Below are 16,736 nucleotides of genomic sequence, written 5' to 3'. Positions count from 1 at the left end.
AACGCCACTCGACCCCACCTGATCCTCAACCCTCAACCCACCTACCGGAGAACGCTATGGCTACCCCACAGCCTGAACCCGACCCCACCAGCACCGACAACCCCGGCCTGCCCGCGCTCCTCTCCCTGCACGACTGGGATGAGTTGCTGTTCGGCGGCTTCTACTGCCTGCACTGCACCCCCGAGGACGCCGAGGCGTTCGACGAGGCACCGGTCATGTGGCCGTGCCGTCCGCTGCGGGACGCGGGGCTGACCAACGAGCAGGCGATCGACGTGATCGAGCGCTACCGCGCTCTGGCGGCGACCGTGCGTACGAACGGTGGTGCGCGGTGACGCAGCAGCATCGTCCGACACCGACGCAGCTCCTCCGCGCGGAGATCACCCGCCTGAAGGCCGACCTGGAGCGGCGGCCTCTCGTCGACGACACCGTGTACGAGCACCGGTTCCTGATCACGGGTCATGCCGACGGCCGCGCCGCCTACATCGCGATGCACCGGCACGGCGACAGCTGGGCCGTGATCGACAGCAACACCGGACGCCGCACACCGTCGTGGTGGGACGGGCGCACGTGGCGGGACATGGACGGCCGGGCGCCCCGCAACACCGTGTACCGGTGGACGCGGGAGCGGGCGGAGGAGTTGGCCCGCGACTTCGCCGAGCAGGCCGCAGCCCGGCATCACCGCAACACGCTGCTGGAGCAGTTGCGCCGCATCGACAGTCACGCCGCCGAGAGCCTGACCCGGCATGCAGAGCGGGTGTCGGCATGAGCCTGCTCACTCGCGTCGCCGAGGTCTTCGCGCCCGGCAACGGCAGCCGCCGCAGCACGGCCGTCACCCCGCAGCGGGCCACCGTCCCGTGCAACCTCACCGAGGTGCTGTGCTCGGCCAGCAAGGCCGAGCACCCGGCGTGGTGGACGACCGAGGTGCCCGGCGACTGCCCGTGGTGCCTCGCCGAGAGCCTCGCCGACCAGGTACATCGGCTGACCCTGGACCTGGAGTTCTACAGGCCCCAGTTGACCCACGACGACACGCTGCTGATGCAGGCCGCAGCCGACGACCCGGAGTCGTGCTTCTCCCAGCCCGACCCGGCGCCGGCTGCGGATGGGCCGCGTATCAGCGACGTGCCGGCCCCGCCTGTCTCTGAGGCTGCCCCGGTCGAGGAGGAGACCGTGGCCACCGACGTCACTCGGCTCCGCGCGCTGGGCATCGACACCGGCATGCGGCCGCCGCTGCCGGGCGAGATCACCCAGGCGCTGCCGATCGTGACCGCGGTCCTGCCGCTGTGGTCGAACCCCACACCCGTGTCCCTCGGTACTGGTGACCGGGCCCACGAGTCCGTGGCCGCTGTCGTCGGAGGTGACCTGTGAGCCGCTTGCGCCGCTGGTGTGCCGACTGGTGGGAGACCGCCGCCGAAATCGTCGCCGACCTCGCCGACTGGCTCCTCCCCTAACCCAACCCACTGCCGGGCGCGCAGTTCAGCGACCTGCGCGCCCGGCCCACCTGGAGACCCCGATGCTGCACCTGCTTCTCGCCACGATGCGCCACCCCAACTGGATGCTCGCCGCCGCGGGATTCATCGCCGCCGCCCTCATCAGCTACGGCCTCAGCCCCGACCGGGGCGACCGATGAGCCGCGTCGGCTGGTACGCCGCCTACGTCTACGCCGCCGTGCTCGCGGTGCCGCTGATCCTCATCGTGATCATCGCCTTCGCCTGGCACGCCATCACCCACCCCGACAGGCGCCGCTGGGAATGGAGCGCCGGCCCCGACACCGACCTCCAACAAGCCCGCGCCGACGAACAGACCGCAGAACACATCTGGGCCCTCCCCGCCCACGACCCCAGGTGCACGCCATGACCAGCCACCCCGAGCCCGGTGAACGCGCGAACCGCATCCCGCTGTCCGCCACCACCGCCTCCGTCCGGGCCGCAGCGTTCCGCACCGTCCTCAAACGCACCACCAGCCGCGAGGAAGAAGACACCGTGCTGTTCATGGCCGGCCTGCACTACCAGCCCGACAACCCGGTCCGCCGCCACCCCATCCACGGCAGCCGCATCACCACCACGGAGGCCCCGTGACCACCCACCCGTGGCCCGTGATCTGCATCTGCGTCTGGCTCATCGCCGGATTGTACGGACTCCTCACCGCACCCCTCTACCGGCCCCGCGAAAGGGGGAACCAGTGACCACCGCAGTCCGGCCCACTCCCGCGCACGGCACCGAAGCCCGCTACAAGGGCAACAAGACCCGCCCCGGATGCCGCTGCCCCGTCTGCACCCGCATGGTCGGACAGCGCACCGAAGCCCGCAGACTCCGACGCCTCGAAGGCAACCCCCACAAGATCCCCGCCGGACCGGTCATCGCGCACCTCGCCGAGCTTCGCGCCGCCGACATGAGCTGGGGTCAGATCGCCAACGCCGCAGGCACCTCCCCCAGCACACCCCGGGAGATCTACGTCGAACAGTTCGCCACGGTCCTGCGTTCCACCGCGGACCGGATCCTCGCCGTACGCCCCCACAGCCGGCCCGCGACCGGGTTCATCAGCTCCATCGGTGCGATGCGACGCCTGCGGGCCCTGTACGCCCTTGGCCACGCCCACACCGAACTGGTGCGCCGCAGCCCCGTCAGCAGTTCCAGCATCGAAGAGATCATCTCCGGCCAGAACAAGAGCATCACCGTGGGCGCAGACCGCGCCATCCGCCGCCTGTACGACGACCTGTCGATGACGGTCGGCCGCAGCACCAAAACCCGGCTCCGGGCCCGGCGTGAAGGCTGGGCACCACCGCTCGCCTGGGACGACATCGACGACCCGCAGGCCGTACCCGACCTCGGCGAGCGGGCACCCCGGCCGGCAGCCGTCGCCGAGGATGTGGCGTTCCTTGAGGCGCTCGGAATCGACCGGGACCGCATCGCCGAGCGCCTGGACTTCCGGTCGTGGAACGGCGTCGAGAAGGCCCTGTCCCGGGCCGGCGGCCCGTGACCGCGGAGCGTCCGCCCGGCTGCTGCTGGGGCCTACCCGAAGGCCGATGCGGGCAGCCAGGGCGGCTCTACCCCGGCGGGGTGTTCTGCGATCCGCACTCGCCGTGGGGCCAAGCCGGATGGCCCGCATTCATTCGACCCGTACAAGACCAGGAGCCACAGTGACCGCCCTGCCCGACATGCCGCCGCGCATCGCCCGCCTCCCCCGCGACCACGCCGGCAGGCCCGTGCCGTGGTTCGTGGCCTGGATCGACGGTGCCCCCGACTTCCGGGTCGTGCGGGCCGGCGGCGTCACGGACGCTGTGCGGTTCCGGTGCTGCTGGCTGTGCGGGGACCGCCTCGGCGCGAACGCGGCGTTCGTGATCGGCCCGATGTGTTCGATCAACCGCGTCTCGCCCGAGCCGCCGTCGCACCGTGACTGCGCCGACTACGCGGCCCGCGCCTGCCCGTTCCTGACCCGGCCGCAGATGCGCCGCCGCACCTCGAACCTGCCCGACGATGCGGTCCAGCCCGACGGCATCATGATCGCCCGCAACCCGGGTGTCGCCCTCGTCTGGACGTCGCGCACATGGCGACTCGACCGGCAGTACGGCCTGTTCGACGTCGGCGACCCGACCGACGTCCGCTGGTACGCCGAAGGCCGCACGGCCACACGCGCCGAGGTCATGGCGTCGATCGACTCGGGGCTGCCGCTGCTGCGCGCCGAAGCCGAGAAGGACCCGCGACAGGACCTCGCACTCGCCGAGCTGGACCGGCTGTACGCCGACGCGATGCGGCTCGTACCCGGCGAGGACCACATGCCGGAGGTTGTGCAGTGAGGCGCGGGTCAGGCTTCGGTGGCTTCGGCCTTCTGCTTGCGCCGGAACGCGGCCACCTCGCGCTTGATGTGCACGCGGATGTCCGCCGACCTCGTCAGCCCCTTGGCCTTGCACGCCAGCTCGTAGACAGCCCAGTCCTCGTCGTCGACTCGGACGACGCGGTTCGTGGTGTGTGTGTCCTTCGCTCGGCTGACCATGCGCCCAGGGTAAGCGGTGCATATGCGCGCTGTCCACATGGCAGCTTGACCGTGCATATGCACGCAGGTAGTGTCGTGCATATGCACGGCGAGTGTCGACGTACCTCGCTTCGTCACCATCAGGAGAACATCCGCATGGCCGTATCCAAGCGCCTCCGCTTCGAAATCCTCCGCCGCGACGGACACCGCTGCCGCTACTGCGGGGCCGGTGTCTCCGACGCGATCCTGACCGTAGACCACGTCACCCCTGTAGCCCTCGGCGGCACCGATAAGGCCGACAACCTCGTCGCTGCCTGCGAGGACTGCAACGCCGGCAAGACCAGCACCATGCCCGACGGCCCCGTCGTCGCCGCAGTCGCAGACGACGCCGTCCGCTGGGCCATGGCCGTCAAGCAGGCCGCCGCAGAGATGGAAGCGCAGGAGGAGCCCAAACTCGCCTACCGAGCCGCATTCAAGGAGGCGTGGGACAGCTGGACCTATCCGTCCGGGAACTCCCGCAAGACGTTCGACCTCCCCGCGGACTGGCGCATCGGCATCGAGCGGTACCGCCTGGCCGGCCTCCCCGCGTCTGCGTGGCCCGATGTCGTCGAACCCGGCATGGCGAACAAGAAGGTCTCCGCCGACAACATCTTCCGGTACATGTGCGGCGTCGCAAACAAGCGCGTCGAGGAAGTGCACGAAAGAGCCCGGGGCATCCTCGGCGTCTCCGCCGAGAGGCACGCCCAGATGCCAGGCCTCGACCTCTTTGCCCAGGCGGTCGCAGGCGTATGGGAAGCAGCGTGGACCGGAGAGTTCGACGAGTCTCCGAGCGATGAGCAGCGCGCCAACTTTCGGGCCAGCCTCAGTCAACTGCGAGAAGGCGAGGACGCGCAGCGAGTCGCGCATGAACCGCACCGGCTAATGCAGGCCGTACATCGCGGGGCGATGGTCCAGGCCTCCACCATCAAGGAGTGCCTCGATGTACAGGAGCAAGAGGAGCGCTACGACATCGTCATGACCTGGGCCGATGCGTGGCGCTTCACCTGCGAAAGCTATCCCGACGGGGCTCTGTACAGCGTCGTGTCCCAAAACTGCGACGACCTCTATGAAGCGGGCGTCCACAAATCGCGCGTCGAACTCGCGGCGATCATCGCGGGATATCACCTCTCCACCGAACCCCACTTCGGGGTCAATAACGAAGCCCTCGCCACAGCCGGCGTGGTGGCGTTTCGGGAGAACGCCGTCGACTTCTGGTCTCGATCGTTCGCCTGCTCCGCGCTGGCATGGCCGACCGCAGAGCAGCGGAGCGCGATGGCGAAGTCCCTTGATCGAATCATCAACGACGGACAGCACTTCGTGGCCGACATCTACATGGCCGCCGTTGCCGCAGGCGCATACCAGGACCCCGACCTGTCGCCCTGCCTACCCCATCAACTCTCCGTCTTCAAGGCCGCAGAGCTACTGCTCCAGCCCTCGAACTGATCGTCCGCCAGTCCGCACCTCTTGAAAGAAGATCACCATGGCTCGTGGTCACGGCCGCATCCTCACCTCGATCTGGGAGGACGCTGACTTCCTGATGCTCAGCCAGGAACAGCAGCGGCTGTATCTGTTCCTGATCTCCCAGCCCAACCTCAACCACGCCGGACTGCTCCCGCTCACTCTCAAGCGGTGGGCGCGGAAGGCCGCGGGGCTCAGCGCGAGCGACCTGGAGAAGACCCTCGCGGAACTGAACGCGGGCCGGTTCATCGTCCTGGACGACGACACCGAGGAACTCCTCATCCGCTCGTTCGTCCGCAACGACGGCGTATGGAAGCAGCCCAAGGTCATGGGCGCCATGGTGTCCGGCGCCATGGAGATCTCCTCCATGCTGCTGCGGCGCGCCCTCCTCGAAGAGATGAACCGCATCCCGCTCGATGAGCTCAGCGACGAGCCGACCAAGCGCGGCAACGTGAAGTTCCCGTCGATCCGCGATCAGGTCGCCGGCCACATCGAGTCACTCCGCAGCGCGTTCCGCGGCACCGATCCGACGCCTCCCGCAGGGGCATCGGAAGGCCCCTCCGGAACCCCCTCCGTACCCCCCTCGGAAAGCCCCTCCGATACCCCTATCGAGGGGGGTCGGGAAGCCTCTACGCGCGTGACCGCGGGCGCGCATGACGCGCGCGGTCCCCTGCCCCTGTCCCCTGCCCCTACCCCTGTCCCCTGCCCCGAGCCCCCTCCCTCCTCCTCCCAGCCCTCCCCCGCCGCTGCCGAGACCGAACCGTCAGCGCAACCCGGAGGAGGAGACGAGGCCCAACCAGACAACGACGCCGCCGCGTTCCTCGAAGCGCTGCCCAAACCATGGACCCTCGGCCCCGTCACAGCCCGCGCCCTCGCCAGCGCCCTCATCGCTGCCGCCCGAAGCCGCCGCTGGCAACTCGACGCCGACCTCGCCGCCAAGCTCACCGAGAACCCCGGCGGCATCACGAACTACAGCTCGGTGCTCCGCAAGCGGATCGACGACCTCCCCTACCGGCTCCACACCGTCGCCAGCACCAGCACCGCCAAGGCCTGCACCGCCTGCGGCAACGACGGCCGCACCCTCACCGACACCGGAATCTGCCTGCCGTGCTCCCGGGGCGAAGGCCAGCGGGCACCGCGGCCCGACTCCCTGCGCAAGACCAACCCCAAGACCGCCTGAAAGGCCAGCCCGTGAACTTCCTCGCCCCCGACGACGCCTGCCCCCGATGCAGTCGCCACGACATCCCCGCCGAGCACAGCGACACGACCGGCATCGCGGCATACACCCGCCCCAGTTGCGGCCACTACTGGACCGCAGCCTGGGCCGTACCCGAGGAGCTGGAAGACCAGCCCCGCGAGGACCACCGCGTTCGCGAGTACCGGCTCCTCGAACCCGGCCGCTTCGCCGAGCCCGAGCCCGACCTTGAGGGCCGGTACATCTACGACGACGACCCCGACTGGTGACCCACATCAACGATGTCCGCCGCGCTCTCGGTCTCGGCGCCAAGCCGCCCGCCCTCCAGGTCCAGTGCCCGCACTGCCGTGCCGGCCCAGGTGATCCATGCACCACCCGAGGACGACGACGCACCCAGCCACACCCCGGACGGATCGCCGCCGCACCAGACGCCACCGTCCTGACGTTCCAGCCGAGGAGCACCTGATGCCGACCCGACTCCAGCTCAGCCGACAACGCGGCTACCGCAAACCCGAAGGCGCGATCGTCGTCAGCAGGCCCAGCCGATGGGGCAACCCGTTCCGCCTCTACGAGCCCTACCGGTTCGTCAACAAGCACGGCGAACTGCTCATCGGCGTCGTCGGAAGCCGCCAGTACGCCGTCGAACTGTTCCAGCAGTTCCTCGACGCCCGCCCCGACCTGCAAGCCAAGGTCCGCGCCGAGCTCGGCGGACACGACCTGTGCTGCTGGTGCAAGCCGCCCGAGGCGGGCGAGCGGGACTGGTGCCACGCAGACGCGCTGCTGGAGATCGCCAACCAGCCCGACCTGCCGCCTGACGGGCCATCCGAACCCGCCGCCGCCTGCTGACGCTTTGTCTCGTAACGCCGTAGATCCCAGCCGCCGCACACCCAGGAGCCAGCCATGCCAGCCAGATCCGTACCGCCGACGCCGTCAGCCCAGGAGCTCCGCATGCGGTCGGCGATGATCCGCGTCGCCGGTGGGCGCGCGATGCAGATCACGATCCGTGACATCGAGGCGCTCGCCCGGTCTGCGATGCGGACGCTGCCGAAGGCCCGGCCGCCGGATGTGGGTCACGGCGGGAAGCCGTTCACGGGCGGTGACGATCCCAGGCATGCCAGCAAGCGAGCGAAGCCATCCGCATGAAGTTACTGGCCGGTTAACTCCCTGAGGCGTTTACCCCCCACTCAGGCACCGAGCGCCACTAACACCCCCAGAGGCCGCCTACGGCCGCACCGCACCCCGGGAAGAGCCAAAAATGACCCACACCGAAGATGCCACCCCCAGCGAGGCCGATCTGACGCCCCGCCGGTGGCTCAAGTTCACCGACGACCAGCGTGCTGCAGCCGCGGAACTCGCCCGCCGAGCCGAACGGCTGCGTGCCAACTCCGAAGACGGCATCAGCGTCACCGAAGCCGTCGAACTCGCCGCAATCCAGATGGGACTCGACCAGTGACCGGGCATCAGGGCATCACGTACGCCGTCCCGCCGCGTCCTGACGCCCCAGGAGCCCGCACGGCGGCTTTGCGGGGCCCAGTCGCTCCCGAGCCGTCGCAGGCCCGCACAGAGCCACACAGCCCGTTCCGCCTGTCCCCCGCCGAACTCGCCGTCGTCGCACTCCTCGCCCAAGGCCACACCCGCACCGAAACCGCCACCCGCCTCGGCATGCCACCCCGCACCGTCCGCACCCACCTCGACCACGCCGCCAACCACGCCAAAACCGGCCACACCCAAGCCGGAATCATCGCCGCAGCCTGCCGCAACGGACTCCTCGACCACCTCCCACACAAACCCCGCCGCCTCGGACGCAGACCCGAACACTGGAACAACACCCTGACCAACCTGGCAGCCGGCCTGACAGACACACAGATCGCCGCGAACCTGTATCTGTCGGTCTCCGCGGTCAGATCCCGACACAAGGTCCTGTACCGGTGGCTCGGCGCCAAAGACCGGGCGCACGCAGTCCTGATCGCCCACCAGCTCGGATTCCTGCCAGCGGCGGTGAACCGATGACCGGCTCGATGCCGAAGGCCCGATGCCCCGGCTGCGGACTCCAACGCCAGATCACCACCGCCGGGCTGATCCGCCGCCACAACCGCCGCACAGCCCTATGCCCCGGCGCAGGCCAGCCACCCGCCGGACCCGTCACCGCCGTGGCCACGTCGTCCGCATCGCAACTCGCCATCCCGGCCCCGACCGAACCCACCTGGGGCCGCTCCTGCGACGGCGGCAAGTGCAACGCCCCGTCCGTCGGCTGGCGCCTGTACCGCGGCTGGCGCGAATGGCTGCCCGTCTGCGGCCTGCACATGGCCGGGACGCCCGGACGGACCAGGGTCTTCGACCGCGACCTGCCCGGAGGTGAGCAGCCGTGAGGGCGTGCCGAAGTGCCGCCGCTGGACACCCGGCGGCGGGAAACGGTCGGAGTACAGACCGCGCGCGCGGGTCAGTCCGTGGTGGTGCGGTCGGGGTTGGCGGTGGCTGGCGCGTCGATCGTGGGTGTGTTCTCGGGGTCGGCTGCGTCGGCGGCGAGCATGGCGTGGTTGATCCACTTGGGCTCTGCGGTGCAGGCGTTGCGGTTGTCCAGGAACCAGTGCGGGCGGTCGAGTTTGAGCTGGTGCGCGCGGTCCTGGGCTTCCGCGAAGGTGAGTGCGGCGATCTGCGGGAAGTCGTCCAGCCAGTCCGGCACGGTCGGGGACGGTCGCTCGCGCGGCTCGGGCCTGGGCTGTTCCGCTGCGGCGGGCCGCTTCCTGCTGGCTGCGGCGCGCTCGGCGTAGCGCGGGTCGACGGGGAGGTCCAGGTCGCGGGCCATGCGGCGGAACACCTCGGGCGTCATGCCGGTGAGCCGGGCCAGCTGCGTACCTGTGGCGCCGGCTTTGAGGGCGGCCTCTGCCTGCCGCCGCACGTCGGGCTTGAGGGCGCGCTCGGTTTCGATGGCCTGCCTGTAGGCAGCGAAGGTCTCGGCGGTTTCGGGGTCTGGGGTCCAGTTCTTGGTCATGGTCGGCATCGTCTCATGGGGTGGAGTACTACGCATAGGGCGAGCCAGAGGGCTACATCTATGCCTACTCGTATTGCTACGCCATACCTATGGACAGGGCTACATGTAGGGCTACATACTGGAGTCACAAGGAACGGCGAGGGGCCGAACCGAGTAGCCACAGGAGTTCCGATGCTCGCCAGCAGCCGTACCGCCCGCCGGACCCTGAAGGCCCGCTCCACCCAAACCCGCGCCACCGCCCGCATCGCACGCAACCACGGCGGCTCCCTCACCACCTACGCCATCGCCGCCGGACTCGACATCCGCTCCGCCCGCAGCATGGCCGGCTCGCTCCGCACCAACGCCGCGAAGCTCCACCTCACCGGCCGGACCGTCCGAGTCCACGCCGCCGGACGGATGCGCGACTGCGCCGTGTACAGCCCGACCGAGGTCGCACTGATCGCCGCGAAGTACTCGCCGAGGAAGCCCGCATTCAAGACCGCCCGCGCCCACCTGCTCCTCGCTGCTTGAACTGGAGATCTCATGTCCATCGCCCTGTTCGTCATCGCCGGACTCATCGCCTTCGGCACGCTCGTGTCGATCGCGCGGATCGGCAAGCCGCGCGAGACCCCGACGGCCGCCGTCGTCGCCGTGTCGACCGCGATCTCCGCGTGTGAGGTCGTCGTCCTGGTCCTCGCCGCACTCAACCGCTGACCCCGCCGTCTGAACCGGAGCCCCCGACATGACCAGCACCGCCCGGCCCCTGTGCCTGCACGGCTACGTCCTGGCCCAGGACTCCTGCCCCGTCTGCGACGGCAACGACACCCCGCACCCCGCCGACCCTGTAGCGGTACGCCCCGACTGGGCCACCCGCCCCCTCCTCCGATGCCGTGCCTGTGGCCACGTCCCGTCCCACCGCAACCACCGCCCCGCCGGAAGGAACTGACCATGCGCACCTACGCCACCGCCCAGCAGATCGGCACCCGCAGTCACCAGTGTGACGCGACCGCAACCCGCTGCACCGCTGATGGTGGACGTGCCTTCGTCCTCCTCGACGGCATCGGCTCCGACGCTGCGGTCCGCGACTGGACCCGCGAGATCACGCAGCGCCTCGCCGTCCTGACCGCTCGCACCCTCCAACCCCACGAGGCCATCGAACGCGTGCAGGACGAGATCACCCAAGAGCCCGGCTGGGACCGCATGGTTCCCGGTGCGTGCGCCGTCGTCGCGGTCACCGGCCCCGACAAGCTGCTGAGAGTCGCGTGGATCGGCGACTGCCGCGCCTACCTCCTCCACCCCGACGGCCACCTCAAGCTGCTGACGGCCGATCACAACCAGCGCGCCGAGTACGAGGCCGCCGGCCAGCCCGCCCCCGTGTGGTCGCGGAACATCGTGACCCGCTGCATTGGGCATCCGAAGGGCGGCGACGCCATGGCGCCCGAGTGGACGGGCGTGCACGACCGCTCCGGGGCCAGGCTGCTGCTGGCATCGGACGGCCTGTACGAGCCGATCCTCGACTCCTGCCTCGACCTCGCCGCCGATCTCGCCCTGTACGACGCACCTGCTGAGGCCGCGAAGCACCTCGTCGCGACCGCGATCGCCGTCGGCAACACCCACCAGGACAACGCGACCTGCCTCGTCGCCGACCTCACCTGACCTCCGCCTACCCCCCCGGTTGTCGTGTCATCGGCAGCCCCACCACCGAAGGAACACCACATGCAGGCCGACGACATCCCCACCTCGATCACCAACCTGATCTACTCCGCGCCGTTCAAGAACCAGCTCTCGCAGAACGACGTTGCTGCGCTGGTCGCCCACTTCTGGCCCGCGATCGAACAGCACATCCGCGAGCAGGTCGCCACGGAGATCGAGCAGCAGACCCGTACCTGGGAGGGCATGAGCGGCCAGGCGACGGAGCGGGCACGCGGCATGACCGCCGCAGCCAGCATCGCCCGGGGAACCGCTGCTGCTGCCGGGGCCGGCCAGTGACCGCCCGCGAGGACCTGTATGCCGCAGTAATGTCCGGCGGCTACCACAGCCCCGACCGCTCCGAGAAAGCCAGCGACCTGATCGACGCCCTCCGCGTCGAGGTGCTTCGTGAAGCTGCCGCGCACGTTGACGAGCTCGACCGCTCGGTCCGGGCCCTGGAGTCAGACCACTGGGAGCCGCCGCTTCGCGACGGGTGCTCCATCGGGCTACAGGGAGCCGCCGACCTGCTCCGCACTATGGCCTCCACCACCCCGAAGGAGCCTTAGTGAAGATCACCGCCACGATCATCGTCGAGGTCGAACGCACCGACGGCAGCCACACCCGGATCTTCGAACGCCGCGACCACAAGTGCGGCGACAACCCCCGCCTCGAAGCAGCCGAATGCGCCAAAGCCATCGACGCGACCACCGCGATCATCAACCGGCGCATCAAGGAGACCTGATGGAGCCCCTGCCCGACACGCGCCTCGAAGAGATCCGCGCCCGTGTAACTGCCGAGGCGATCTGCCCTGCCGCTCACCCCGACGAGACCGACAAGGGCCACGTCTGGGTCACAGGCAGCCTCTCTGGCCGCGACCGCTGCTCAGCCTGCTCGGTGTCCCGCCGCGTGGTGGACACCGACGAAGCAGCCCTGCTCGCCGAGCTCGATCGCCTGCGGGCCGAGTCCGAGCAGCGTCTCGGCGAGCTCCTGTTCTGGCACTTCGAGTACCGCGAGGCCATGGACAACTACCGGGGCGAGAACTGGCAGGTCGGCCAGCTCCGTGCCCAGCTGGCCGCTGCCGAAGGGTTGGCGGCGGGGTACGGGGCGCGGATCGTCGCGGCCTCCATGGCCGCCGCACCCCTCAACCGCAGCCCCGAGGAGCAGCCCGATGCCTGAGTGCCGCTACATGAACACGATCCCCGGCCGCGAATGCGTGCAGATCGAATTCCTGCCCGACGAGATCGGGCCGATCCTCGAAGACATCGCCGAGACCAGCCTCGGCATCAACACCCCGACGGCCGTGCTGGCGCGGATCCTCGGCGCCGCACACGACCGCTTCACCCACGCCGCGAAGGAGACCACGCCGTGACCGACAGGAACCTGGCCGCCGACATGGCCGCCCACGCCCGCCGTGAAGCCGGCCAGCCCAGCCGGACGGACCTGCACATCGCCGTCGAAGCCGCCGTGGGCCCGGCACGGCGCGAGCTCGGCGACCCGGCCACCGTGGACCGCAGGATCGCCGACGCCGTGATGGCCATCGTGCTGCCCCAGTTGGATCGGCTCACCGCCGAGCGGGATGCGGCCTGCCCTGCCATGGCCCGCGTCCGGTCCCTGCTGCCCGCTGACCGCGCCGAGGACATGAACGCCTCCTGGCTGCCGATTCGCCGCCTTCGGGACGCCGTCGACGGCACGGGAGGCGAACAGTGATCCTGCCGCCGTTGCTCCTCGCCGCCATCGCCACGGTCGTCCTGGCCGTGACCGCCGTGATCCTGCACCACACGAACAAGCCCCGGAGACCGAGATGACCGAGCAGCAGTACGCCGACGCCCACTCCCCCAACGTCACCTCCCTGCACGCCACCGGCGACCCCGAGCAGGACCACCTCATCGAGGAGGTCAAACACCCGGATCTCACCGAGGCGTTCCAGGCCATGGCGTGCCGCGCCTGCGGGAGACCCTTCGAGGCGGAGACCCCGGCGTGACGCGACCCGTCTCGTGCCTTGCGGCGGCTGCCCTGGTGGTGGCCGCCGCAACCGGCCTGCTCCGACTCACCCCCGCGCACCGCGGACCTACACCCGCCCGCTGCCTACACCAATGCCCACAGCCCGGCGGGCCCTACCAGGAGACACCATGACCAACCGTGACGAGACCGCCATCGACGCCGAACCCGCCGGCCCGCTCCAGATCGAGCGCGCGGCCGTAGAGCAGGTGCGGGCCATGTGTGACGAGCTCCTCGGCGACGATGCGGCGGACGCCCGACTCGCCCGCTCGGAGGCCGAGGGACAAGCGCAGCGGGACCAGAACATGCTCGCCGCGGTCCGGGCCTACGCCGATGAGCTGTACTCGGCGCCCCTGAAAGTCGACGCCTGCGGAGTCCGGGAACGGCTGCTGTGGATCATCACGCCACCCGGGCCGACGCTCACCTTCGAGGAGGCCATAGCCGGGCGCCCCGGAGCCGCTGGCGAGTTGGATGCGGCGTTCCCGCTGGTGGTCTTCGATGACCTCCCAGATCCGGATCCGCACGGCCGCGTCGACTACTACGCCCGCGCCCTGGCCCACCCCTGCCCGGTCTGCCGTGTCATGCCGGGTCAGCGCTGCACTGGTGTCGGGGACCTGCCCCACAGTCGCCACGCCGCCCGGGAACAGCCATGAAAGAGCCCGTCCCGGACCTGCTGCCCCTCGGCGACTGCGAGCCCGCATGGGTCCAAGCCACCCGCGACCTCGGCGACTCCAGACCGCCGTGGCCAGACGACCCGGTGCGACGCGACATCCACAGCCTTCGCGACATCGACCACTACATCGACCAGCACCAGGAGCACCAGTGAGCTACGACCTCTACCTCGAAATCGACACCGGCGCCGACTGCCTGACCACGGTGGTCGAGGTCGGGAACTACACCAGCAACGTGTCCGGCATGTGGTCCAAGGCCCTCGGTGAACGGCTGGCCGCGTTCGACGGCCGCAACGCCGGAGAGTCCGTCCCGCTCCTCGACAAGGGCATCAAGGCCATGCAGGACAACCGGGAGGAGTACGAGGCGATGAACCCTGACAATGGCTGGGGCCGGTACGAGGGTGCGCTCGGCTACCTGGAGAGGCTGCGGGGTGCCTGTGCCCGGCACCCGAAGACCGTGATCCGGGTGAGCTACTGATGACCGATTCGACCGCGATCGGTGATCGCATGAAGCGGCATGAGGCCGCGTACCGGCAGCTACTTCCCCGCCGCACGTACTCGATTCTGCGGGTCGACGGGAAGAGCTTCCACAGCTACCTGCGTGGCTGCCAGCGCCCGTTCGACGAGGTGTTCATGGCGGACATGGACGCCGTCGCCGAAGCGCTGTGCGCGGAGATCTCCGGCGCGGTGTTGGCGTACACGCAGTCCGACGAGATCAGCGTGCTGTACACCGACTTCGGGTCGCCGGGCACGGAGCCGTGGTTCGGCGGGGTCCTGGCGAAGCAGCTGACGATAGCCGCATCCCTGGCGACTGCGGTCCTCAACGAGCGCCGGCCAGGGAAGCGGGCCTTGTTCGACGCCCGCGTCTTCACGTTGGCCGATCCGGTGGAGGTCGCGAACTACTTCCTGTGGCGGCAGCGAGACGCAGTCCGGAACTCGATCTCCATGGCGGCACAGGCGTACTTCTCGCACCGGCAACTCCACCAGGTCAACACCGGCCGTATGCAGGAGATGCTGTGGGCTGAGCATCGCATCAACTGGAACGACTACCCCGACGGCTGCAAACGCGGCCGGACCACCGTTCGTCATGTCGGCGAGCGGGAAGTCTCGTACACCGACAAGCGCAGCCAGGAGCAGGTGACCACCACGGCGGTCAGGTCGTGGTGGGAGACCAGCGGCGCGCCGCACTTCACGGCGGAGCCGAACGGCTGGCTTGCCTCCGTGATCCCGGCCCTGCCCGGCCTGAACGGAGCGGCACGATGACTACCGCTGCGCAGGGCCAGTCCGCGACCGAGGCCCGCACCATGGCCCTGGCGATGTTCGCCGACCAGGTGCCGTGTTTCTTTGAGCTGCACGACCCGCCCTGCGAGAAGCTCGCGGTGTGGGTGGCGTACTTCGCCCACGAGGAGAACGTTGCGCCGGACTGTGAGGGCCTGTCGCCGTGGCCGGTGTGTGAGGAGCACCGTCAGGCGTTGCGGCGGGTCACGTCCCCGTTCTGGCGGATGTGGCTGCAGTTGCCGTCGATGCCGTGTGATCAGTGCGGGACACCGGTTCGGGTCGACCGATTCGAGCCCGTCGGGTGACGCTGTGCAACCAGCCAAGTCGTGATCTTGCAGAGAAAGTTACCTCCAGAACGTAACTATGTCTGCACCAGCCGGAATGACAGTAACGCCGAGTGAGCATCGGCAACCGAACCCTTGGAGTAGAAGTGACGGATCTTCAGCCCGGCTGGGACGCGACCATAGCCGCCTGCCTCACCGGCCATGAGCAGTGCAGCTTCGGCGGCATGACCCCGGCGTCGGGCTACTGGCTGGCGGCAGAGGGCTGCGACCGGAACCACGGCGCGGCGTGCGCCTGGTGTCCGGCCGAGGCCACGACCGGGTTCGCCGGCTGGGGTGAGGACATGTGGTCGCTGTGGCAGGTCCCGGCCTGCGAGGAGCACGGCGCAACATGGGCAGCCGAGCATCCCGAGTGGAGCCGGGACGCCGAACCGAAGCCCGAGCCGACGTGGCAGGAACTCCTCGACGGTATGAACCCGATGGCGCGTTCGATCGCCGAGGACATGATGCGGATGGACGAGGAGTTCTTCCTGTACGGCAACGGGCCGCGTCCGGGTGATCCCGGGTTCGAGACCGGCGGGCTCATGAAGGGCGTCCTGGGTGAGATCCTGCCCGGCGTCGTGATGCCGTACCCGAAGGCACCACCGCCGGGTCCGCCGCGGATGCGCTTCAACCAGGAGACGAAGACGTGGGAGGCACAGTGATGGACCATGCGATCTGGCCCCACCGGGACTTCCCGTTGAGCCTGCGCCTGGTGCGGTTGGAAGTGGGGACGACGATCCTGATCAATGCGGGCGGCCGATCCGATCTGCTGCGTGTGATCAAGCAGATCGGCCCGATTACGTGGCGGGTGCGGCCGACGACCAGCGTGCGACCCCTGGACGCCCGGTACCGCATTCGGCAGCGCAACCGCAGGAGGCGACGGTGATGGCGTGGGTGTTGTGCTGGTTCCGGCCGCACAAGTGGGCCATTCAGTCCACGTGGGTGACGATCGGGAATGTGACGGCCGAACACCCGGTGCGGTACTGCGTGCGATGCCGTCAGATCCTGGAGGTCTACCCGACGGTGAGACCGTGGTGACGGCTGCGGCCGAGCACGAGGGCACGTGCGGCCCGTCTCGTGGCGGCTTCCGCGTCTGCTACTGCACCGGCCCGTGCTGCCGGACCATGGTGGATGGCAGGCCGGTG

The 16,736-nt window shown here is 69.5% G+C and carries 35 protein-coding genes; 33 read left to right on the top strand and 2 right to left on the bottom strand.

From position 1 onward, the window contains the following. The first annotated feature begins 56 nt into the window (after positions 1–56). From ABH925_RS05895 to ABH925_RS05865, 7 genes are all read left to right on the top strand, one after another. A complete protein-coding gene (locus tag ABH925_RS05895; protein WP_370145821.1) occupies positions 57–332 on the top strand; it encodes a hypothetical protein in 276 nt (91 codons plus the stop codon). After that, positions 329–766, top strand: a complete 438-nt coding sequence (locus tag ABH925_RS05890; RefSeq protein WP_370145820.1) for a hypothetical protein — start codon at positions 329–331, stop codon at positions 764–766. The genes ABH925_RS05895 and ABH925_RS05890 overlap by 4 nt, the downstream gene beginning before the upstream one ends. Next, complete coding sequence (locus ABH925_RS05885) at positions 763–1,365, top strand: hypothetical protein (RefSeq protein WP_370145819.1); 603 nt, start codon at positions 763–765, stop codon at positions 1,363–1,365. The genes ABH925_RS05890 and ABH925_RS05885 overlap by 4 nt, the downstream gene beginning before the upstream one ends. A 258-nt stretch (positions 1,366–1,623) precedes the next feature. Continuing rightward, a complete protein-coding gene (locus tag ABH925_RS05880) occupies positions 1,624–1,854 on the top strand; it encodes a hypothetical protein (protein WP_370145818.1) in 231 nt (76 codons plus the stop codon). After that, on the top strand, positions 1,851–2,075 hold the full coding sequence (locus ABH925_RS05875) for a hypothetical protein (protein ID WP_370145817.1): 225 nt from the start codon (positions 1,851–1,853) through the stop codon (positions 2,073–2,075). The genes ABH925_RS05880 and ABH925_RS05875 overlap by 4 nt, the downstream gene beginning before the upstream one ends. A gap of 103 nt (positions 2,076–2,178) precedes the next feature. Continuing rightward, positions 2,179–2,976, top strand: coding sequence for a hypothetical protein (locus ABH925_RS05870; protein ID WP_370145816.1), 798 nt, complete (start codon positions 2,179–2,181; stop codon positions 2,974–2,976). Positions 2,977–3,136: 160 nt separating this feature from the next. Further along, positions 3,137–3,793: a hypothetical protein gene (locus ABH925_RS05865; RefSeq protein ID WP_370145814.1), complete on the top strand. Its 657-nt coding sequence runs from the start codon at positions 3,137–3,139 to the stop codon at positions 3,791–3,793. An 8-nt stretch (positions 3,794–3,801) separates the two neighbouring features. Here ABH925_RS05865 and ABH925_RS05860 read toward each other — a convergent pair whose 3' ends face one another. Further along, complete coding sequence (locus ABH925_RS05860; RefSeq protein ID WP_370145813.1) at positions 3,802–3,990, bottom strand: hypothetical protein; 189 nt, start codon at positions 3,988–3,990, stop codon at positions 3,802–3,804. 135 nt (positions 3,991–4,125) lie between these two features. On the opposite strand from ABH925_RS05860, the gene ABH925_RS05855 reads away from it, so the two are divergent. The 8 genes from ABH925_RS05855 to ABH925_RS05820 all read left to right on the top strand — a co-directional run bounded on the left by ABH925_RS05855 (position 4,126) and on the right by ABH925_RS05820 (position 9,030). Beyond that, positions 4,126–5,451 (top strand): HNH endonuclease, encoded by a 1,326-nt coding sequence (locus ABH925_RS05855; protein ID WP_370145812.1) that lies wholly within the window; start codon positions 4,126–4,128, stop codon positions 5,449–5,451. Positions 5,452–5,488: 37 nt separating this feature from the next. Next, positions 5,489–6,646, top strand: coding sequence for a hypothetical protein (locus ABH925_RS05850; RefSeq protein ID WP_370145811.1), 1,158 nt, complete (start codon positions 5,489–5,491; stop codon positions 6,644–6,646). 11 nt (positions 6,647–6,657) lie between these two features. Beyond that, positions 6,658–6,930 (top strand): hypothetical protein, encoded by a 273-nt coding sequence (locus ABH925_RS05845; RefSeq protein WP_370145810.1) that lies wholly within the window; start codon positions 6,658–6,660, stop codon positions 6,928–6,930. 196 nt (positions 6,931–7,126) lie between these two features. Continuing rightward, positions 7,127–7,507: a DUF4326 domain-containing protein gene (locus ABH925_RS05840; RefSeq protein WP_370145808.1), complete on the top strand. Its 381-nt coding sequence runs from the start codon at positions 7,127–7,129 to the stop codon at positions 7,505–7,507. 102 nt (positions 7,508–7,609) lie between these two features. Further along, a complete protein-coding gene (locus tag ABH925_RS05835; protein ID WP_370145807.1) occupies positions 7,610–7,804 on the top strand; it encodes a hypothetical protein in 195 nt (64 codons plus the stop codon). 112 nt (positions 7,805–7,916) lie between these two features. Continuing rightward, complete coding sequence (locus ABH925_RS05830; RefSeq protein ID WP_370145806.1) at positions 7,917–8,114, top strand: hypothetical protein; 198 nt, start codon at positions 7,917–7,919, stop codon at positions 8,112–8,114. A 209-nt stretch (positions 8,115–8,323) separates the two neighbouring features. Next, positions 8,324–8,671, top strand: a complete 348-nt coding sequence (locus ABH925_RS05825; protein WP_370145805.1) for a response regulator transcription factor — start codon at positions 8,324–8,326, stop codon at positions 8,669–8,671. Continuing rightward, on the top strand, positions 8,668–9,030 hold the full coding sequence (locus tag ABH925_RS05820) for a hypothetical protein (protein ID WP_370145804.1): 363 nt from the start codon (positions 8,668–8,670) through the stop codon (positions 9,028–9,030). The genes ABH925_RS05825 and ABH925_RS05820 overlap by 4 nt, the downstream gene beginning before the upstream one ends. A gap of 71 nt (positions 9,031–9,101) precedes the next feature. Here ABH925_RS05820 and ABH925_RS05815 read toward each other — a convergent pair whose 3' ends face one another. Further along, the gene (locus ABH925_RS05815; RefSeq protein WP_370145803.1) at positions 9,102–9,653 is read right to left on the bottom strand and encodes a hypothetical protein; all 552 of its coding nucleotides are present in this window, start codon (positions 9,651–9,653) and stop codon (positions 9,102–9,104) included. 171 nt (positions 9,654–9,824) lie between these two features. Here ABH925_RS05815 and ABH925_RS05810 point away from each other — a divergent pair, with 171 nt between their 5' ends. The 18 genes from ABH925_RS05810 to ABH925_RS05725 all read left to right on the top strand — a co-directional run bounded on the left by ABH925_RS05810 (position 9,825) and on the right by ABH925_RS05725 (position 16,477). Beyond that, positions 9,825–10,163, top strand: coding sequence for a hypothetical protein (locus ABH925_RS05810; protein WP_370145802.1), 339 nt, complete (start codon positions 9,825–9,827; stop codon positions 10,161–10,163). Positions 10,164–10,175: 12 nt separating this feature from the next. Continuing rightward, on the top strand, positions 10,176–10,346 hold the full coding sequence (locus ABH925_RS05805; RefSeq protein WP_370145801.1) for a hypothetical protein: 171 nt from the start codon (positions 10,176–10,178) through the stop codon (positions 10,344–10,346). A 28-nt stretch (positions 10,347–10,374) separates the two neighbouring features. Then, on the top strand, positions 10,375–10,578 hold the full coding sequence (locus ABH925_RS05800; protein WP_370145800.1) for a hypothetical protein: 204 nt from the start codon (positions 10,375–10,377) through the stop codon (positions 10,576–10,578). A gap of 2 nt (positions 10,579–10,580) precedes the next feature. Further along, positions 10,581–11,288, top strand: a complete 708-nt coding sequence (locus tag ABH925_RS05795; RefSeq protein WP_370145799.1) for a PP2C family serine/threonine-protein phosphatase — start codon at positions 10,581–10,583, stop codon at positions 11,286–11,288. Between the two features lie 60 nt (positions 11,289–11,348). Further along, positions 11,349–11,621 carry a hypothetical protein gene (locus ABH925_RS05790; protein ID WP_370145798.1) on the top strand — a complete coding sequence of 91 codons (273 nt, stop codon included), beginning with the start codon at positions 11,349–11,351 and terminating at the stop codon, positions 11,619–11,621. Further along, positions 11,618–11,887 carry a hypothetical protein gene (locus ABH925_RS05785; protein ID WP_370145797.1) on the top strand — a complete coding sequence of 90 codons (270 nt, stop codon included), beginning with the start codon at positions 11,618–11,620 and terminating at the stop codon, positions 11,885–11,887. Before ABH925_RS05790 ends, ABH925_RS05785 begins: the two co-directional genes overlap by 4 nt. After that, a complete protein-coding gene (locus ABH925_RS05780; protein WP_370145796.1) occupies positions 11,887–12,063 on the top strand; it encodes a hypothetical protein in 177 nt (58 codons plus the stop codon). The genes ABH925_RS05785 and ABH925_RS05780 overlap by 1 nt, the downstream gene beginning before the upstream one ends. Then, the gene (locus ABH925_RS05775) at positions 12,063–12,497 is read left to right on the top strand and encodes a hypothetical protein (protein ID WP_370145794.1); all 435 of its coding nucleotides are present in this window, start codon (positions 12,063–12,065) and stop codon (positions 12,495–12,497) included. The genes ABH925_RS05780 and ABH925_RS05775 overlap by 1 nt, the downstream gene beginning before the upstream one ends. After that, entirely contained in the window at positions 12,490–12,690 is a 201-nt protein-coding gene (locus ABH925_RS05770; RefSeq protein WP_370145793.1) for a hypothetical protein, read from the top strand. Before ABH925_RS05775 ends, ABH925_RS05770 begins: the two co-directional genes overlap by 8 nt. Further along, positions 12,687–13,028 carry a hypothetical protein gene (locus ABH925_RS05765; protein ID WP_370145792.1) on the top strand — a complete coding sequence of 114 codons (342 nt, stop codon included), beginning with the start codon at positions 12,687–12,689 and terminating at the stop codon, positions 13,026–13,028. Before ABH925_RS05770 ends, ABH925_RS05765 begins: the two co-directional genes overlap by 4 nt. 94 nt (positions 13,029–13,122) lie before the next feature. Then, entirely contained in the window at positions 13,123–13,302 is a 180-nt protein-coding gene (locus ABH925_RS05760) for a hypothetical protein (protein ID WP_370145791.1), read from the top strand. 148 nt (positions 13,303–13,450) lie between these two features. Next, positions 13,451–13,972 carry a hypothetical protein gene (locus ABH925_RS05755; protein WP_370145790.1) on the top strand — a complete coding sequence of 174 codons (522 nt, stop codon included), beginning with the start codon at positions 13,451–13,453 and terminating at the stop codon, positions 13,970–13,972. Next, on the top strand, positions 13,969–14,145 hold the full coding sequence (locus ABH925_RS05750; RefSeq protein ID WP_370145789.1) for a hypothetical protein: 177 nt from the start codon (positions 13,969–13,971) through the stop codon (positions 14,143–14,145). Before ABH925_RS05755 ends, ABH925_RS05750 begins: the two co-directional genes overlap by 4 nt. After that, positions 14,142–14,468: a hypothetical protein gene (locus ABH925_RS05745; protein WP_370145788.1), complete on the top strand. Its 327-nt coding sequence runs from the start codon at positions 14,142–14,144 to the stop codon at positions 14,466–14,468. The genes ABH925_RS05750 and ABH925_RS05745 overlap by 4 nt, the downstream gene beginning before the upstream one ends. Beyond that, complete coding sequence (locus ABH925_RS05740; protein ID WP_370145787.1) at positions 14,468–15,253, top strand: tRNA(His) guanylyltransferase Thg1 family protein; 786 nt, start codon at positions 14,468–14,470, stop codon at positions 15,251–15,253. Before ABH925_RS05745 ends, ABH925_RS05740 begins: the two co-directional genes overlap by 1 nt. After that, the gene (locus tag ABH925_RS05735) at positions 15,250–15,573 is read left to right on the top strand and encodes a hypothetical protein (RefSeq protein ID WP_370145786.1); all 324 of its coding nucleotides are present in this window, start codon (positions 15,250–15,252) and stop codon (positions 15,571–15,573) included. The genes ABH925_RS05740 and ABH925_RS05735 overlap by 4 nt, the downstream gene beginning before the upstream one ends. 125 nt (positions 15,574–15,698) lie before the next feature. Beyond that, positions 15,699–16,253 (top strand): hypothetical protein, encoded by a 555-nt coding sequence (locus tag ABH925_RS05730; protein WP_370145785.1) that lies wholly within the window; start codon positions 15,699–15,701, stop codon positions 16,251–16,253. Further along, positions 16,253–16,477 (top strand): hypothetical protein, encoded by a 225-nt coding sequence (locus tag ABH925_RS05725; RefSeq protein WP_370145784.1) that lies wholly within the window; start codon positions 16,253–16,255, stop codon positions 16,475–16,477. Before ABH925_RS05730 ends, ABH925_RS05725 begins: the two co-directional genes overlap by 1 nt. Positions 16,478–16,736 lie beyond the last annotated feature (259 nt).

Origin of the sequence: Streptacidiphilus sp. EB129 (assembly GCF_041262645.1) — a bacterium.
Taxonomy (GTDB): Bacteria; Actinomycetota; Actinomycetes; order Streptomycetales; family Streptomycetaceae; genus Streptacidiphilus.
Note: the sequence above shows the minus strand (reverse complement) of the source record. Positions and strands in the feature narration are given on the sequence as shown.

Coding starts and splice junctions, on each gene's coding strand:
- ABH925_RS05895 (WP_370145821.1), top strand. CDS start 57: ATGGCTACCCCACAGCCTGAACCCGACCCCACCAGCACCGACAACCCC.
- ABH925_RS05885 (WP_370145819.1), top strand. CDS start 763: ATGAGCCTGCTCACTCGCGTCGCCGAGGTCTTCGCGCCCGGCAACGGC.
- ABH925_RS05880 (WP_370145818.1), top strand. CDS start 1,624: ATGAGCCGCGTCGGCTGGTACGCCGCCTACGTCTACGCCGCCGTGCTC.
- ABH925_RS05875 (WP_370145817.1), top strand. CDS start 1,851: ATGACCAGCCACCCCGAGCCCGGTGAACGCGCGAACCGCATCCCGCTG.
- ABH925_RS05860 (WP_370145813.1), bottom strand. CDS start 3,990: ATGGTCAGCCGAGCGAAGGACACACACACCACGAACCGCGTCGTCCGA.
- ABH925_RS05855 (WP_370145812.1), top strand. CDS start 4,126: ATGGCCGTATCCAAGCGCCTCCGCTTCGAAATCCTCCGCCGCGACGGA.
- ABH925_RS05850 (WP_370145811.1), top strand. CDS start 5,489: ATGGCTCGTGGTCACGGCCGCATCCTCACCTCGATCTGGGAGGACGCT.
- ABH925_RS05840 (WP_370145808.1), top strand. CDS start 7,127: ATGCCGACCCGACTCCAGCTCAGCCGACAACGCGGCTACCGCAAACCC.
- ABH925_RS05835 (WP_370145807.1), top strand. CDS start 7,610: ATGCGGTCGGCGATGATCCGCGTCGCCGGTGGGCGCGCGATGCAGATC.
- ABH925_RS05830 (WP_370145806.1), top strand. CDS start 7,917: ATGACCCACACCGAAGATGCCACCCCCAGCGAGGCCGATCTGACGCCC.
- ABH925_RS05825 (WP_370145805.1), top strand. CDS start 8,324: ATGCCACCCCGCACCGTCCGCACCCACCTCGACCACGCCGCCAACCAC.
- ABH925_RS05820 (WP_370145804.1), top strand. CDS start 8,668: ATGACCGGCTCGATGCCGAAGGCCCGATGCCCCGGCTGCGGACTCCAA.
- ABH925_RS05815 (WP_370145803.1), bottom strand. CDS start 9,653: ATGACCAAGAACTGGACCCCAGACCCCGAAACCGCCGAGACCTTCGCT.
- ABH925_RS05810 (WP_370145802.1), top strand. CDS start 9,825: ATGCTCGCCAGCAGCCGTACCGCCCGCCGGACCCTGAAGGCCCGCTCC.
- ABH925_RS05805 (WP_370145801.1), top strand. CDS start 10,176: ATGTCCATCGCCCTGTTCGTCATCGCCGGACTCATCGCCTTCGGCACG.
- ABH925_RS05800 (WP_370145800.1), top strand. CDS start 10,375: ATGACCAGCACCGCCCGGCCCCTGTGCCTGCACGGCTACGTCCTGGCC.
- ABH925_RS05795 (WP_370145799.1), top strand. CDS start 10,581: ATGCGCACCTACGCCACCGCCCAGCAGATCGGCACCCGCAGTCACCAG.
- ABH925_RS05790 (WP_370145798.1), top strand. CDS start 11,349: ATGCAGGCCGACGACATCCCCACCTCGATCACCAACCTGATCTACTCC.
- ABH925_RS05775 (WP_370145794.1), top strand. CDS start 12,063: ATGGAGCCCCTGCCCGACACGCGCCTCGAAGAGATCCGCGCCCGTGTA.
- ABH925_RS05770 (WP_370145793.1), top strand. CDS start 12,490: ATGCCTGAGTGCCGCTACATGAACACGATCCCCGGCCGCGAATGCGTG.
- ABH925_RS05760 (WP_370145791.1), top strand. CDS start 13,123: ATGACCGAGCAGCAGTACGCCGACGCCCACTCCCCCAACGTCACCTCC.
- ABH925_RS05755 (WP_370145790.1), top strand. CDS start 13,451: ATGACCAACCGTGACGAGACCGCCATCGACGCCGAACCCGCCGGCCCG.
- ABH925_RS05750 (WP_370145789.1), top strand. CDS start 13,969: ATGAAAGAGCCCGTCCCGGACCTGCTGCCCCTCGGCGACTGCGAGCCC.
- ABH925_RS05740 (WP_370145787.1), top strand. CDS start 14,468: ATGACCGATTCGACCGCGATCGGTGATCGCATGAAGCGGCATGAGGCC.
- ABH925_RS05735 (WP_370145786.1), top strand. CDS start 15,250: ATGACTACCGCTGCGCAGGGCCAGTCCGCGACCGAGGCCCGCACCATG.
- ABH925_RS05725 (WP_370145784.1), top strand. CDS start 16,253: ATGGACCATGCGATCTGGCCCCACCGGGACTTCCCGTTGAGCCTGCGC.